We start from the raw sequence: 14,569 nt of genomic DNA, 5'->3' as shown, positions 1-14,569 counted from the left end.
CGGTAGGAGACGAACCCGAATGTCCTCATCACTGATCTGTATGGCCCACGCCGGGCACGGCGCGGTGGAGCGGCTCCGCCGGCCCCGGCGAGCTGGGCTCCCGAGCCGGTTGGTCATCGGCCGACTTCCCCTTCGGGTCCCTGGTGTAGAAGGTGTAGGCGGCGAGTACCACCAGTACCCAGACGCTGGAGACGACCAGCGAAACCCGGGTGTCCGGGAGGATCGCGACGCAGACGAGGACGACGGCTATGAACAGCAGGGCGAGGTAGTTGCTGTACGGGTAGAGAGGCATCCTGTACCGGATGCTGTCCGCCTGACCGCTCAGGACCTTGCTCCTGCGGAACCTGAGGTGGCTGACCACGATCGATCCCCAGGCGCAGATCAGCCCGAAGACGGTGACGGACGAGAAGACCGTGAAGACCTGGTCGGGCATCAGCAGATTGAGCAGCACACCGGCGGCCATCGTCACGAACACCGCCGTGACCGCCTTCGACGGAACGTTCCTGTCGTTGACGGTGCCGAGGAGCTTCGGCGCGTTGCCCTGGAGGGAGAGGTTGTAGAAGGTGCGGCTGTTGGTGAAGACGGCCGAGTTCACGGCGGAGAGGACGGCGGTGATGACGACGACGTTCATGACCGTTGCCGCGGCCGGTACGCCGATTCTGGCGAAGACGGTGACGAACGGGCTGCCCGAGCCGTTCAGCGAGGTCCAGGGGAAGACGGTGACCAGGACGGTGATGGCGCCGACGTAGAAGATCATGAGTCGCCAGAAGGTCGCGTTGACGGCCTTCGGCATGGTCGTGGCGACGTCCTTGGTCTCGCCTGCCGCGATGCCCAGGTTCTCCACGCCGCCGAAGGAGAAGGCGACCATGACGATGGCGAGGAACGCGCCGCTGATGCCGTTGGGGAGGAAACCTCCGTGCTCGTGGAGATGACCGAGACCGATGGCGTGTCCGCCGTTGCCGACCCCGAAGGCGACCATGGCGAAGCCGAAGAGGATCAGCGCGATGATCGCCACCACTTTGATGAGCGCGAACCAGAACTCCGCCTCACCGTAGAACTTCACCCCGACGACGTTGACGACGAACATCACGGTGACCGCCACGGCCGCCGTCGCCCAGATCGGCACCGCGGGGAACCAGTACTGCACGTAGTGCCCGAGGGCGTTGAGTTCGGCTGCGGTGGTGGCGAGGAGGAAGATGAACGCGTTCCACCCGTTGAGGAAGCCGGCGAACCGGTGGATGTAGCGGTTGGCGTAGGAGATGTAGGCCCCGGACACCGGTTCGGCCACCGACATCTCGCCCAGGGCCCGCATCACGAAGTAGATCGCCACGGAGGCGACGACGTAGGTGACGACGATGGCGGGGCCGGCGGTGGCCACCGCCGATCCGGAACCGTAGAACAGGCCGGTTCCGATGGCACCGCCGATGGCGATCATCTGGATGTGCCGGCTCTTGAGGTCCCGTTTGAGCTCTTCCTTTTCGTAGTCCTTCGCGGCTCTTGCGGTCATGTCACTGCTCCCTGGAGGAAAAGGGTGGTGCTCTGACGAAGGGACGTGCAGGTACGCGAAAGCCGCAGCGAGGGCGCTGCGGCGCGCGCCCGTGGCCGGCCACGGGCGCGTAAGGAGTGCGGGTGTGCAGGGGTTGTGTCAGACGGTGGCGATGATTGCTTCGATCTCTACCGGGGCCCGCATCGGCAGGGCGGCGACTCCGACGGCGGAACGGGCGTGCTTGCCCGCCTCGCCCAGCGCATCGACGAACAGGTCGGAGGCCCCGTTGGCGACCAGGTGGTGTTCGGCGAACTCGGGAACGCCGGCGACGAACACGGTGATCTTCAGCAACTGGCGGATCTGGCCGAGGTCGCCCAGGGCTGCCTTGGCCTGGGCCAGGACGTTGGCCGCGCACCAGCGGGCGGCGAGCTGTCCGGTGGCGACGTCCAGGTTCTGTCCGAGCAGTCCGGTGGCGACCAGCGCGCCGTCCCGCAGCGGGAGTTGTCCGGAGGTGCGCAGCAGGCTGCCCGACCGGGTCCAGGGCAGGTAGTTGGCCACCGACCGGGCCGGCTCCGGCAGTGGCACGCCGAGTTCGGCGAGGCGGGTTTCGACGGCGGATGTCATGGGTGTCCTCCGGTGGGGGCTGTGTTCGCTGTCCGTGCGGTGTTCAGAGGTTTTCGACGGCCGTGAGCAGCCGGTCGATGGCCTCGTCGACCGTGGAGCGGGGACAGCCCAGGTTGACCCGCATGTAACCGTGGCCTTCGAGGCCGAACTTCTGTCCCTTGTCCAGCCACAGCCGTGCCTTGGTGAGCATGAACTTGTCGAGTGAAGCGGCGTCCATCCCCAGTTCCCGGCAGTCCATCCAAGCCAGGTAGAGGGAGTCGGCCGGCAGAACCCGCACCTTGGTCGTGGCGGAGTTGACCGACTGGGCGAAGTGGGCGTGGTTGCCGCGCAGGTAGGTGAGCATCTCCTCCAGCCAGGGCTCGCCGTGCGCGTAGGCGGCCTCGGCGGCGACCATGCCGAGCACGTTGACCAGCGGGAACATGTTGCGGTCGTACTGGCGGGCCAGTTCCCCGCGCAGCCGTGGGTCGGGAACGAAGACGTTGGCACTCTGCAGGCCCGGGAGGTTGAACGTCTTGCTGGGGGCGGTGCAGGTGATGCTGTTGCGTGCGAACTCCTCGCCGAGCGAGGCGAACGGGATGTGCTTGCGGTCCGGGTTCATGACTAGGTCCTGATGGATCTCGTCGGAGACGACCAGGACACCGTGGCGGGCGCAGATCTCGCCCATGGTCCGCAGCTCGTCCTCGCTCCACACGTTCCCGGTGGGGTTGTGGGGGTGGCTGAGGATGAACAGCTTGGTGTCGGGCCGGATGGCGGCCTCGAACGTCCGGGCGTCGAAACGGTATCCGTCGTCGGTCCGCACGAGCGGCGCGAACGCCAGGTGGCGGCCGTTGAGCAGGATGTCGTCGTGGAAATGGGCGTAGACCGGTGGCTGGATCAGGACCGAGTCACCGGGCGCGGAGAACGCCTGCACCGCCGTCTTCAGTGTGGTGATGATGCCGGCGGTCTGCATCACCCACTCCTTGGGGACCTCCCAGCCGAACCGCTTGGCCTGCCAGCCGGTGACCGCGTCGAGGTAGCTGTCCGTCGCGCCGCCGGGGTAGCCGAAGACGCCGTGGTCCACGGCTTGGTGGAGCGCGTCGATGACGGCTCGGGGGGCCCTGAAGTCGGTGTCGGCGACCCACATGGGCAGCGGATCGGCAGCGACCTCGTCGGCCGTCAGGAGATCGTGGGCGTAGGCCCACTTCATAGAGTTGCTGTTCCTGCGGTCGACGACGATGTCGAAGATCGAACCAGAGTCGGCTGCGGGGGTGTCCCGTCGAGCTTGGTCGAGAGGGGTGGTCGTGTCGGTTGCCATGGCTGGATGCTAGCTACGACAAAGGGCAAAGTGTTCGTGAACTTTGCCCATCTGTCGGCTCCAGTAGCTAAGATTTAGCGTATGGATGTCACTGACCGGAAAATTATTGCGCTGCTTCAGTCGGAGGGGCGGATCACGCTCACTGATCTGGCCGAGAAGGTCCGGCTCAGTGTGTCCAGGTGCCAGCGACGGGTCCGGGAACTGGAGGCGGCCGGGGTCATCCGTGGCTATCGCGCGGTGGTCGACGCCGCAGCCCTGGGATACGGATTCGAGGTGCTGGTGTTCGCCACGCTCAGCCGCCCCGACGCCGTCACCGAGTTCGATGCGGCGCTCGCCGAGGTTCCGGAGATCATCGAGGCGCAGCGGCTCTTCGGTGAACCGGACTACCTGATCCGCGTGGTCAGCGCGGACCTGGAGTCCTACCAGCGGCTGTACGAATCGGTGCTGATCCACCTGCCGGGCGTCCGCGGGCTGAACTCGACCATTGTGATGAAGCAGGCCGTCCATCCCCGGCCGCTGCCCGGGCGGCCGTCGCGTGAGCTGCCTCCGCCGGCAGCCGCCACCTGAGCGAGCGGACGTCACCCATCCACCCCGGCACGTCGGTGAGCCGAACGCGGTCGTAGCCTGCGACCCATGAGCGACGACAACTCCGACAACCCCGTCGGCCCCCGCGACGGCGCCGAAGTCGAACAGCCGATGAGATCCGCGTCACCGCTCCCGGTCATGTCCCTTGACGTGGTGTAGGGGATCAGTCGTTTGATGCGGCCGGCAGGACGGTCGTGTCGTCGGGATAGAGGGCGTCCATGCTCTCGTTGGAGAGGTAGCGGCGGGGGAAGGCGATCCATTCGTCGTGGAGTTCGGCGAGGACCGCGGTGGCCAGGCGGAGGACTGCGGTCGGGTTCGGGAAGACCTGGACGACGTCGGTCCGGCGCTTGATCTCCCGGTTCAGCCGTTCCAGCGGGTTGGTGGACTGGATCTTCTTCCAGTGCTGGTGCGGGAAGTCCGCGAACGCGGTCAGGTCCTCCTTCGCCTCCAGCAGCATTTCTCTGACCTTGGGGAACTGGCGGCCGAGCATGTCGGCGACCGTGTCGAGCTGGGTGCGGACCGCGTCCGCGGTGGGCTGGGCGAAGACGGTGCGGATCGTCGCGGCGACCATCTCCGCCGACCCCTTCGGGATCACGGCGAAGACGTTGCGGACGAAGTGAACACGGCACCTTTGCCAGGCGGCGCCGAGCATGACCTTGCGGATCGCTTTGACCAGGGCGCTGTGGCTGTCGGAGATGACCAGGCGGACGCCACTCAGGCCGCGTTCGCGCAGGTGACGCAGGAACTGGGTCCAGAACGCTTCAGTCTCGCTGTCGCCGACCATGACACCGACGACCTCGCGGCCGCCGTCCTGGGTGACACCGGTGGCGATGACGACCGCCTGCGAGACGATGCGGTGGTCGACGCGGGCCTTGACATAGGTGGCGTCGAGGCACAGGTAGGGAAACCGAATGTGGTCCAGCGGCCGGGTCCGGAAGGCGTCCAGTTGATCGTCCAGCTCAGCGCAGATCCGGGAGACCTCGCTCTTCGATACCCCGGTGTCAGAGCCGAGGGCTTTGACCAGGTCATCGACCGAGCGGGTGGACACGCCGTGGACGTATGCCTCCATGATCACCGCGTAGAGGGCCTGGTCGATGCGCCGCCGGCGCTCGAGGAGGCTCGGGAAGAAACTCCCGGCCCGCAGTTTCGGGATGGCGAGTTCCAGGTCGCCGGCCTGTGTGGTCACCGTCTTCTCCCGGTGGCCGTTGCGCCAGGTCGTGCGGGTCTCGGAGTGTTCGCCCCACCCGGCGCCGATCTTTGTGGTGGCCTCGGCCTCGATCAGTTCCTGCAGCAGCCGCTCAGCGACCTCGCGGACGAGTTCAAGACCATCGGCCGAACGTAGTGACTCAAGCAGGCGAAGTAGGTCATGCTGGGACAAGGCCACCGTGCACCCCCTGGGGTCGAACTGCCCGTTCACTCCGGACAGTTGCACGGTGGCCTGCCGGTTGAGCAGGGAGCAGACACCGGCAGACGGTGCACCCGAGGGAGCAGAACCCGCGCACTCAACCGCGGAGATCCCCTACACCACACAGCGGGACGCCATCCCGCTCCCCGAAGCCGACCTGACCGTCGATGGCACCGGCCTGCTCTGCGTCACCCTCCTGCTCCGCCTGCGCGCGCAGATCGACGGCGCACCCCCCGGCACCGTCGTCCATGTCGTCGCCACCGACCCGGCGGCGCCGCTCGACCTGCCCGCCTGGTGCCACATGACCGGCCACACCTACCTCGGCCCCGTCCCCGGCGAGCGGCCGGTCTACGCCCTGCGGCTTGCCGCGGACGCCCGAGCCACCCGCCGAGACGCACCGTGGCACCTGGTCGGGCCGGAGCACACACGGGACCGGTGAGCGGTCCTCCCGTTACCCCGCCGTGGCGTTGCCCGGCACGCAGGTGCGACAACCGGGCAGGGCAGCCCCCGTGCACTGCCCTCCGCCTCCTGGAGAAACCCGCGACACCCGTAAACCTTCCTGCTCGCCTCGCAACCAACAAGCACCACGCCGCGCAGGCGTACGTGTTGACGAGCAGGAGGAACCCGTGACGACAGCGCCTCACTCACCACCCCTTGCCGTGCCCCGGGCGGCCGGCCTCCGCAGGACCCGACGGGTGCTGCTCTCCCTGGGCGCGGTCGTCGCCCTCGTCGCCGGCGGGGCATCCGCGGGCACCGATCACGATGGACGGCACCGGGCCATTTCCACGCCGGACGCGCCCGCGGCCATCGGGCCCTACTCGCAGGGTGTCTCGGCCGGGCACCTCGTGTTCGTCTCCGGGCAGCTCCCGATCGACCCAGCAACCGGTGAGATTCCCTCCGATGCCACCATCGAGGAGCAGACACGCAGGGCGGTGCGCAGTGTCCAGGCGGTGCTGAAGGCCGACCGGCCGGCGCTGAAGCACGTCTGAACACCACGGTCTACCTGTCCGACCTCGACGACTTCGAGCGCTTCAACACCGCGTACGCCGAGTTCTTCGGCTCGTCCGCCCCGCCCGCCCGGGCCACGGTCGAGGTGGCGCGACTGCCACGCGACGCAAAGGTCGAGATCTCGGCGATCGCCGTCCGATGAGTCACCACCGAAAGGAGAATGGCATGCCCCTGATATTTTCGGGTGCCCGTGAGAGCACCGGGGTTTTCGGCGCGAGGGGTTCTGGGTGTGGACACGCACGGCGAGGTGCATGTCGCCGCCGTGGTCTCCCCGCTGGGGAAGGTCTTGGGAACCGATTCCTTTCCGGCGACGGCGGCCGGTTACCGACAGTTGCTCGTGTGGGCCCGCAAGCGGGGAACGGTGCGCCGGGCCGGCGTGGAGGGCACGGGCACCTTCGGTGCGGGCCTGTCCCGGTACCTGCTGGCCCAGCAGATCCTGGTGTACGAGGTGAACCGGCCCGACCGCACGGCCCGCCGGCTGCTCGGCAAGTCGGACCCGCTCGATGCGCAGGCCGCAGCGCGAGCCGTGCTCAGCGGTCGCGCCCGTGCCCAGGTCAAATCTGGCGACGGACCCGTGCACGCCGCCCGGATCTACAAGCTCGCCAAGGACTCGGCGGTCAAGGCTCGCACCCAGGCCGTCAACCAGCTCAAGGCCCTCTTGGTCATCGCCGAGCCCGCCCTGCGGGAACGGTTGTCGAGCCTGGGCAATGCCGAGTTGTTCCGCACCTGCGCGCGCCTCGGCCCGCAAGGTGGTGGGGGAGACGAGGACGCGGTTACCCAGGCCACCTACATCACGTTGCGCATGCTCGCCGAGCGCATCGAACAGCTCACCGGACAGATCAACGAGCTCAACCAGCGCCTGACCCGGCTCGTCGAGCACCATGCCCCACAACTGCTCGAACCGGTGGGCATCGGCCCGGACAGCGCCGTCATTCTCCTGATCACCATGGGCGACAACCCCGAGTGACTGAACACCGAGGCATCCTTGGCCGCCCTTTGCGGAGTCAGCCCCATCGAGTACTCCTCCGGCCGGCGGCGCACGCGTCGGCTCAACCACGGCGGCGACCGCCAGGTGAACGCCGCCCTGCACCGCATCGTCTTCACCCGGCCACGCCATGACCCGCGCACCCAGGCGTACTACGAACGCCGCACCCAGGAAGGCAAGACCCGACGGGAGATCATCCGATGCCTCAAGCGATACACAGCCCGCGACGTCTTCAACCTGGCCAGACCGGTTCCCCGCACCCCCGCGTTATAGGGGGGGGTCCGTTGACCTTCTCTGTGCCCTGAAGGACGGAGATTCCCGCCTGCCCGCCGGTTGTCGCCGACTGGGGCTCCGGGTGGGTTCCTGTTTCACTGCGCTGTGCCGGGACGAGTCCCGGTCTTACCCGCGCTCCGCAGGCTGACACGGCCAGTCCGGCCGCCTTGGCGACGTTGACCGCCGCATTGATGTCCCGATCCAGGACGGCCTCACATGCCCCGCACGTGCGGTGGAGGGGGCGGCCGAACCTGGCGGCCTTGTACTCCAGCATCGTGATGAACGCCGGCCATCCGGCGTCACGCACGCACTTGGCTATGCAGGTGCGGGCGAGCCCCTTAACTGCCAGGTCTTCCACGGCAACTGCTTGGTTCTCGCGGATGATCTCCGTGGAGAGCTGGCGGTGGAACTCGCGCAGCGCATCAGCGGTCCGTGAGTGGGCACGGGTAGCCTTGATCCGGGCCTTCGCTCGGTTGTTGCTGCCCTTGGTCTTGCGGGACAGGACCCGCTGCGCCTTCTTCACCTTCTTCTCGGCCCGGCGCAGGAAGCGCGGGCTGCCGATCTTCCTGCCGTTGGACAGGATCGCGAAGTGGGTCAGGCCCGGGGCGACACCGACCATGCTGTCCGTGACGGGTAGCCCTCGGGCTTGGTCGCGACCACGAACGAGGCAGAGTGCCGGCCCGCGCTGGCCCCCGCCCGGCGCCGCACTTCACCGATCTCTTCGACCGCTACCTGGAGCCGGATGCGGACTCTCCTCCGACCGAGCGCATCGTGGCTTACGTTGCCGCGCTTGTTGAGCGGTGGGGTGACGTGACTGACGATGTGGAGGACGCATCGCCTTGGGCCGCAGGGCCGTTGATCGGCGGGGCCGGTGGTCCGCTCGTCTACTTCCCGATGAGTTGGAGCAGAGCTGAGGAGGTCTCCGCTTGGGCAGCGGCTCTCGCGGACTCGATGGGGCTGGTCTGCTTCGATCCTCAGCAGAATCGACTCAGGTCCTGACGGACTTGGTCAGGCGGCGGTCTCCGATCAGAAGCGCCGCCAGACCGACGAAGGCGAGGAAGTGCTCGGCCTTGCGTTCGTAGCGACGGTGCAGGCGGCGGCATCCGGCGAGCCAGGACACCGTCCTCTCCACGACCCAGCGGTGGCGGCCCAGCCGCTTGGAGGGCTCGGTGCCCTTGCGGGCGATGCGGTGGCGGATTCCGCGCTTGCGTAGCCATCGGCGCAGGTGGTCGTAGTCGTACCCCTTGTCGGCGTGGAGCTTGGCCGGACGCCGGCGGCGCGGGCCGCGTCGGGAGCGGATGGACGGGATGCCGCGTACGAGCGGTTCCAGGCCAAGGCTGTCGTGCATGTTGGCGCCGGAGATGGCCAACGACAGAGGCAGCCCGTTCCGGTCCGTGATCAGGTGGATTTTCGATCCGCTCTTGCCGCGGTCGGTCGGATTCGGTCCGCTCAGGGGCCCCCTTTTGTCGCCCGGACACTGACGGAGTCGATCGCGCACCGCGACCAATCCAGCTGTCCTCGGGCGCCGAGTTCGTCGAGGATGACCCGGTGGAGCCGGGCCCAGACCCTGGCCCGGCTCCACTGGGCGAAGCGCCGGTAGACCGTGGGCCAGGCCGGCCCGAACACCGGCGGCAGCTGCCGCCAGGTGCAGCCCGAGGTGGCCACGAAGATGATCGCCGCCAGCGTCTCGCGGTCACCTGCCCGCCGCCGGCCCCCGCCCTGGGGACGCTTCACCTCCGTCTGCGGGACCACCCTCCGGAACAGCACCCACAACTCATCCGGCACCAACCGCTCAACCAGATCCGTCATGCACTGCTCAACGAGCGATCACGCCAAAAGAAACGACGTCTAAGCCAGTCCAGCAGGTTGGAACAGGCTCGTTCACCGCGGAGCGCCCGTGCCGCACCGGTCTTCACCCCGCAGCGATGTCCCGGAACCCGCCCTCGCAGTACCAGGGGCTGTCGGCGAGCGCGCGGTACAGGGCCGCCATCCAGTTGTTCTGCCGGGGCTTGCTGCGAAAGCGCATCAAGCTTGCGAGCTCGGCCCGGACGTCCCCCGCCCCACCAGCAAGGAACACCTCCTCCAGAGCCGCGCCGACAGTGACGAGTTCGTCGGCGCACTGCTTCGCGAAGAGCGTGTCCAGCTCGAAGGCATCGAAGTGGAACCGCACGCGGTCGGCGAGGTCCTCGCCCCAGGCGGGGTGCGGGTCCACGAAGTAGCGGACCCGCCAATCGAGCGGCCCCGGGACAGGTTGGACGAGGAGTTCGGCGCGCAGCCAGAGCTGGTCTTCGATGTCGTCGTAATAGGGGTGGAGGCTCTGCTCTCCCCCTGTGGCCGGGAAGCGATCGAGCTTGACGGTATTGCAGTCGGCGCAGACAGGGATGAGATTGTCGGGCGCCACCGCCAGGAAGGGGTAGTGGGCTTTCGGCAGGTGATGGTCCACCTGCTTGATGCGGCCGATCCCGCACAACGGGCACTTGCCCGGAGCGTTCCTGATCCGGTCGTAGAGCGGGCGCCCGGGGTATTCCTTGTTCCGCAGCCGCCGGTCGTAAAGCCCTATCAGCGCCTTGGTGTGATTCTTATCGGGCGGGTTCGGGCCGAACGCCCCGCGGTCCAGTGAGTGCAGCGCAGACGCGGTGCACGCCGCGTCGAAGCTCTCTGCCGCCTTGACTATGGACTCCTCGTATCCCGACAGAATCTCTTCCTGCACCTTGCCGACCTTGGTGCTGGTGCAGAGCTGGAAGACTTCACGGGCGGATTCGTGCACCGGGCGGTCAATGTGCAGCATCAGCGCGTCCCGTTCCGGTGGCGGCGAGCGGCCACACGGGCCAGCCCACGGCCCTCTGCCCCCAGCGCGTCGCCGAAGGTGCCCAGAATGTCCTCGTAGGTGTACCCCTCCCTCGCGAACTGCTCGATCATGGCGTGGAACCCGGTGCGGGTGACTTCCAAACCAAAGATCTCCCGGGTGATGACCCCCACGTTCTCCCCGAACGTCTCGATCTCGGGGTGATCCACCGCCACGTCGCTTCCCGCCCGGCGCAGCGCCCACACCGCGCGGCGCGGTGTCTCCTGGAGGACCACCGGCGAGTGCGTAGCGATGAGCGCGACCCCGTTGGTGTCCAGGAGCAGTGCGGACAACACCCGGATGAAAGTCGACAGCAGCGGCGGGTGCAGGTGCGCCTCGGGCTCGTCGACCAGGACCAGGGTCCGCTCGGTGCAGTGCTCGACCAGTCTGGCCAGGGTGAGAAGGACAATCTTGTGCCCCGAGCTCAACGGGGCGAAGACGCTCTTCGCGTCGGGCCGTTCGCCGTCGGGGCCTGCGAGGAGAGCGATTCGCTGGTCCTGGAAGATCGGGTCGGTCTCCTCCAGGCGCTCCAGGACATCACGCCAGCGCTGTTCGCGTACGGGGCCTTGGGACACGCAGGCGCTCGCGCTGTCGGCGAACTCCTGCCCAAGCTCGGATGGCCCTTTCAGGCTGCTTTCCCCGCGCTTCTTCAGGCCGACGTACTGGTAGCCGACATGCCGGGTCCGGGCGAGCGGCTCAAGGGCATCGAAGGCGCTGAACCCTACAGAAACCAGGTTCGCGAACGGATGGGCATAGTTCCCCGCACGGTCGATGAGCCGACTTCCATCAATCGGCTGAAGACGCGCGCCAAGCACTGTGCGGGCGAGCGTGTCCAAGAGGTGGGTCTTGCCGACACCGTTGCTGCCGATCAGTGCGTGCACGTTGGTCGGCGGAATGGCATCGGGATCGACTTCAAGGCCCAGGCGGATCCACGACCGATCGAGCTCCGATACGCGCTGGCGGTAGTCGACGTCGAATTTGGAGCGTGTCGGCCCTCCGGTCGCGATGCGGTGGAACTGGCCGGTCACCGTCTCGGGTTCCGTGCCTCGCAAGAGCGACGTTGTCATCGCCGCCTCTTCGGAAGCGACCTCGAAGAGGTGGGGATCGAACGCGGCGTCCTTCAGCGCCCTGAGGATGGACTCGCGCGTGCTGGAGTCGAACTCGTCACGCAACTGGGTGTAGTAGCTTTCGTCGACCCCCAGCGAGAAGTACCGGTCGGAGAGACGCTCGAACGTCTGCGGGAGGTCAACCCTGCCCGATTCCATCCCATAGCAGGCAACCTTGCATGTACCGATCTCTATCTGCCGTGAGCCATTGAAACACCACAGTGTGTAACTGGTCTTGAACCCGAAGTCGTCCCACATGTCCTGAACAAGGAACGCACCCGGTGCCTCCCTCGGAGGCACACTGCGCGGCGGTATCTGCGTGAAGAGCACCCGCGCACGCTACCCGGACCGGTCGCACCACGTCCGCCCGATACTTCTCCTCGCCCGGAGCAATCACCGAATCGCCTCGATACTCGGTGCATCGCGGGAGGGTCTGGTCACCCTCGCGTCGTCAGCGGCCACGGCCAGGAACGGCAGGGCGAACATAGCCAGAGTGATGTGCTTGTGTCCGGCGATCCAGCCGCGGGCCTGGTAGTGGTTTAGGCCGCCCTGACCCTTTGCGACCTGGCGCACCGCCGTCGGGCAGGCGAGGAACGTCGTCGCCGTTACCGTCCCCGTCCCCGTACCCGCGGGGATGGTCCCAGACCTGGGACATCGCGATACCGCACCCATGATCGCCGTGACTTTGCGGACCGCCTTCCGTCTGCGCCGAGTCGGATGCGAACGCGACGTCGTGGCCTGTGCTCCTTGCTGATGCAAGGCACCTACCTCATGAGCAACGGCAAGACCCGCGACCACGACGGCCGTCTGCCCCACGCCGTCTACGCCGACGGCTTCGGACCCGACACCGACGCCCGCTCCATCCTCGGCGGCGACGACTTCCGCGAATCCCTCAACCTGACCACCCCCCTCTTCGAGGACGGCACCACCCTCCTGGGCATGCTCCGCGAAGCCACCGCCACCGGCGGCACCCGCTTCCTCCTCAAAGCCGTGTTCAACGACGAGTACATGAACCTCACCTACAGCGTGGAGTAGCCCACCCGCCGCCCAGCCCAGCCCGGCCACCCCCCGGCCCCACCGGCGCCCGGCACCAGGCCGCCGCCACCCCACACCGGCGCGACGCCCGACCCCGTCCGGCCCCCCGGCCCCGCGCCCGGACCCCGCCCCCGCCGCAGCACCCTTTCTACGGCCCCGCGCCCGGACACCCGTCCCGGCACGGGGCCACACTCGTGTTTCCCGCCACCGGCACCCACCAGCACCACCCGCATCCCGCCACCCGACACCCCACCCCCACACCCCACGCCCCGCCCGGCCCCAGCCGCCTACCGTCCCCCCAGACCGCCACACCCACCGGCCACCACGAAAGGGGGGAAGCGCGCCGTGAAGCACGAGACGACCATCAACAACCTCGCCGCCTTCGCCGGTCTCTTCAGCGCCGTCGACCACATCACCGTCCCCGAAACCAACCCGGACACGAACATCACCGAAGAGGTCACCCTCCCCCCACCCCTGATCCGCCGCACCCAGCGCCGCGACGACACCACCATGTGGATCCTCACCCCACCCGGCATCCACGAACGCATCTTCGTCGCCGACCACGCCCCCATCACCGTCTACCTCAAAGACCCCACCCCCGCCCCCGCCCGGCAGCACGAGGCCCCCGCCCAGCACCAGGCCGCCGTCCACCAGCCCCCCCGCGCCCGCCGCGCCCGGCGGCTGGCCGCCCCAGCCCGCCGCACCCGTCGCCTACCCGCCCCTGCAACAGACGCCCGTCACCCCGCAGCCGGCCACACCCCACCGGCCCGCCGCCCCCTGGACCACCCAGCAACCCCACAACTGAACCCCGCACCCCCGCGCCCCGCCCCCGCGCTGCCCTGGCCCCGGCCGCCGCCCCCGCGGCAACCGGGGCCGCCCCATGCCCGCACCCACCGCGAACACGCCCACTCGCCCCGGGCCACGCGCCGCCGACCGAACCCGACGTCCCCGCACCCCGGACGACTCGGCCACAGGCCCCGGCGCGAAGGGCGAGACCAGCGGAGGGCGAGAACAGCGCCCGCGCCAGCGGCACCCGGGCTGCTCCCGCCGCCCAGCCCGCACGGCCCGTCCAGCCGCTCCCCGCCTACTGCCACTCCCGCGGGAGCGCGCGGCAGACACCCGACGGGGCTTTCCAGCAGCCAGCTCAGAACATGGCGCCCCGGGCCGTCTGCGGGTAGCCGATCTCCGCGATGTCCTTGGCCAGGTCCGACAGGGTGGCCTCCGGGTTCAGAGATGACACGAGTTTCTGATTCAGCGGACGCAAGGCATACACGTCGCGCACTGCTTCCAGGTCCACGCGCACCTCGCGGTAGTCCCCGGCGAAACGCCAGAACGCTTCCGGGGAACGGTCGACCAAAAGCGCGAACAGACGCGACGCCCCGTCGGGAGCGGAACAACCGGCGGGAAAGTCGATCGCCCCGTGCTGCCACCGATCGTCCGTCACCTCCCGCCACAGACACGCCGTCACAACCGGCACGTTTACTCGTCCGTGAACGCAGGCTCCTCGACGAAGGGCTGGAAAACCTCTGGGACATCGTCGATCACCCCCGGCCAGGGCTCACCATCGTTGCCGTACGGGCTCATCGCGGCTTCATGGTCGAAGCCGCGGACGTAGGCCCCAGCCGCCGAAAAGACAATCGAGTACTCGTCCCCCGACCCGTTGTGTATCGCAGCCAACTCCCCGCCTCCGGCCCAACCGGCGTCGAAGGAGTAGTACCGGCCCTCCCAGTCCGGGCTCAAGATCGCATCGAGCATCGCCATGGAGCGGCACACGTTCCGCAGGCCGGCTATCGAGGGAAGCAGACCAGCTACGTCATAGACAGTCACGGAGCCTTTTCCATCCTCACTCTGAGCTGGTCAGATGAAGGGTGAGGACGGCCTGGACGAGTTTGGTGATCCGGGTGGTCGAGCACCGGAGTTTGC

At 68.1% G+C, this 14,569-nt stretch carries 16 protein-coding genes and 1 pseudogene; 7 read left to right on the top strand and 10 right to left on the bottom strand.

What is annotated here, in order from left to right; all coding sequences use genetic code 11:
- Positions 1 to 28 precede the first annotated feature (28 nt).
- The 3 genes from AB0E77_RS22115 to AB0E77_RS22105 all read right to left on the bottom strand — a co-directional run bounded on the left by AB0E77_RS22115 (position 29) and on the right by AB0E77_RS22105 (position 3,404).
- On the bottom strand, positions 29 to 1,507 hold the full coding sequence (locus AB0E77_RS22115) for an amino acid permease (RefSeq protein WP_361573219.1): 1,479 nt from the start codon (positions 1,505 to 1,507) through the stop codon (positions 29 to 31).
- A gap of 138 nt (positions 1,508 to 1,645) precedes the next feature.
- Positions 1,646 to 2,110 carry a RidA family protein gene (locus tag AB0E77_RS22110; protein WP_361573217.1) on the bottom strand — a complete coding sequence of 155 codons (465 nt, stop codon included), beginning with the start codon at positions 2,108 to 2,110 and terminating at the stop codon, positions 1,646 to 1,648.
- Positions 2,111 to 2,153: 43 nt separating this feature from the next.
- A complete protein-coding gene (locus AB0E77_RS22105) occupies positions 2,154 to 3,404 on the bottom strand; it encodes a MalY/PatB family protein (RefSeq protein WP_361573215.1) in 1,251 nt (416 codons plus the stop codon).
- 81 nt (positions 3,405 to 3,485) lie between these two features.
- Here AB0E77_RS22105 and AB0E77_RS22100 point away from each other — a divergent pair, with 81 nt between their 5' ends.
- The gene (locus AB0E77_RS22100; RefSeq protein WP_164366969.1) at positions 3,486 to 3,971 is read left to right on the top strand and encodes an Lrp/AsnC family transcriptional regulator; all 486 of its coding nucleotides are present in this window, start codon (positions 3,486 to 3,488) and stop codon (positions 3,969 to 3,971) included.
- A gap of 181 nt (positions 3,972 to 4,152) precedes the next feature.
- Here AB0E77_RS22100 and AB0E77_RS22095 read toward each other — a convergent pair whose 3' ends face one another.
- Positions 4,153 to 5,373, bottom strand: coding sequence for an IS256 family transposase (locus tag AB0E77_RS22095; protein WP_361573213.1), 1,221 nt, complete (start codon positions 5,371 to 5,373; stop codon positions 4,153 to 4,155).
- Positions 5,374 to 5,434: 61 nt separating this feature from the next.
- Between AB0E77_RS22095 and AB0E77_RS22090 the strand changes: the two genes are divergently transcribed.
- From AB0E77_RS22090 to AB0E77_RS22070, 5 genes are all read left to right on the top strand, one after another.
- Positions 5,435 to 5,833, top strand: coding sequence for a sulfurtransferase TusA family protein (locus AB0E77_RS22090; protein WP_361573211.1), 399 nt, complete (start codon positions 5,435 to 5,437; stop codon positions 5,831 to 5,833).
- A gap of 187 nt (positions 5,834 to 6,020) precedes the next feature.
- Positions 6,021 to 6,383 (top strand): Rid family hydrolase, encoded by a 363-nt coding sequence (locus AB0E77_RS22085; protein WP_361573209.1) that lies wholly within the window; start codon positions 6,021 to 6,023, stop codon positions 6,381 to 6,383.
- A complete protein-coding gene (locus AB0E77_RS22080) occupies positions 6,380 to 6,544 on the top strand; it encodes a Rid family hydrolase (protein WP_361573404.1) in 165 nt (54 codons plus the stop codon). Before AB0E77_RS22085 ends, AB0E77_RS22080 begins: the two co-directional genes overlap by 4 nt.
- 87 nt (positions 6,545 to 6,631) lie before the next feature.
- On the top strand, positions 6,632 to 7,369 hold the full coding sequence (locus AB0E77_RS22075; RefSeq protein ID WP_361573207.1) for a transposase: 738 nt from the start codon (positions 6,632 to 6,634) through the stop codon (positions 7,367 to 7,369).
- 18 nt (positions 7,370 to 7,387) lie between these two features.
- Entirely contained in the window at positions 7,388 to 7,660 is a 273-nt protein-coding gene (locus AB0E77_RS22070) for a transposase (RefSeq protein WP_361573205.1), read from the top strand.
- Here AB0E77_RS22070 and AB0E77_RS22065 read toward each other — a convergent pair.
- The 4 genes and pseudogenes from AB0E77_RS22065 to AB0E77_RS22050 all read right to left on the bottom strand — a co-directional run.
- Positions 7,620 to 8,347, bottom strand: a pseudogene (locus AB0E77_RS22065) (transposase); the annotation flags it as partial. The gene AB0E77_RS22070 and the pseudogene AB0E77_RS22065 sit on opposite strands and share 41 nt — an antisense overlap.
- A gap of 301 nt (positions 8,348 to 8,648) precedes the next feature.
- Positions 8,649 to 9,469 (bottom strand): IS5 family transposase gene (locus AB0E77_RS22060; RefSeq protein ID WP_361573203.1). Its coding sequence is split into 2 segments (ribosomal slippage): positions 8,649 to 9,119 and positions 9,122 to 9,469, totalling 819 coding nucleotides; the frame shifts between segments, so codons are not numbered across the junction.
- A 103-nt stretch (positions 9,470 to 9,572) separates the two neighbouring features.
- The gene (locus AB0E77_RS22055) at positions 9,573 to 10,448 is read right to left on the bottom strand and encodes a hypothetical protein (protein ID WP_361573201.1); all 876 of its coding nucleotides are present in this window, start codon (positions 10,446 to 10,448) and stop codon (positions 9,573 to 9,575) included.
- On the bottom strand, positions 10,448 to 11,941 hold the full coding sequence (locus AB0E77_RS22050) for an AAA family ATPase (RefSeq protein WP_361573199.1): 1,494 nt from the start codon (positions 11,939 to 11,941) through the stop codon (positions 10,448 to 10,450). Before AB0E77_RS22050 ends, AB0E77_RS22055 begins: the two co-directional genes overlap by 1 nt.
- A 387-nt stretch (positions 11,942 to 12,328) precedes the next feature.
- Between AB0E77_RS22050 and AB0E77_RS22045 the strand changes: the two genes are divergently transcribed.
- Entirely contained in the window at positions 12,329 to 12,646 is a 318-nt protein-coding gene (locus AB0E77_RS22045; protein WP_361573197.1) for a DUF3085 domain-containing protein, read from the top strand.
- Between the two features lie 1,144 nt (positions 12,647 to 13,790).
- Here AB0E77_RS22045 and AB0E77_RS22040 read toward each other — a convergent pair.
- Together AB0E77_RS22040 and AB0E77_RS22035 are read right to left on the bottom strand one after the other, a co-directional pair.
- The gene (locus AB0E77_RS22040) at positions 13,791 to 14,123 is read right to left on the bottom strand and encodes a hypothetical protein (protein ID WP_361573195.1); all 333 of its coding nucleotides are present in this window, start codon (positions 14,121 to 14,123) and stop codon (positions 13,791 to 13,793) included.
- A 2-nt stretch (positions 14,124 to 14,125) separates the two neighbouring features.
- Entirely contained in the window at positions 14,126 to 14,473 is a 348-nt protein-coding gene (locus AB0E77_RS22035; protein WP_361573193.1) for a hypothetical protein, read from the bottom strand.
- Positions 14,474 to 14,569 lie beyond the last annotated feature (96 nt).

This window comes from Streptomyces sp. NPDC032940, from assembly GCF_040636935.1.
Classification (GTDB): Bacteria; Actinomycetota; Actinomycetes; order Streptomycetales; family Streptomycetaceae; genus Streptomyces.
This window is presented reverse-complemented; position numbering and strand designations above follow the sequence as displayed.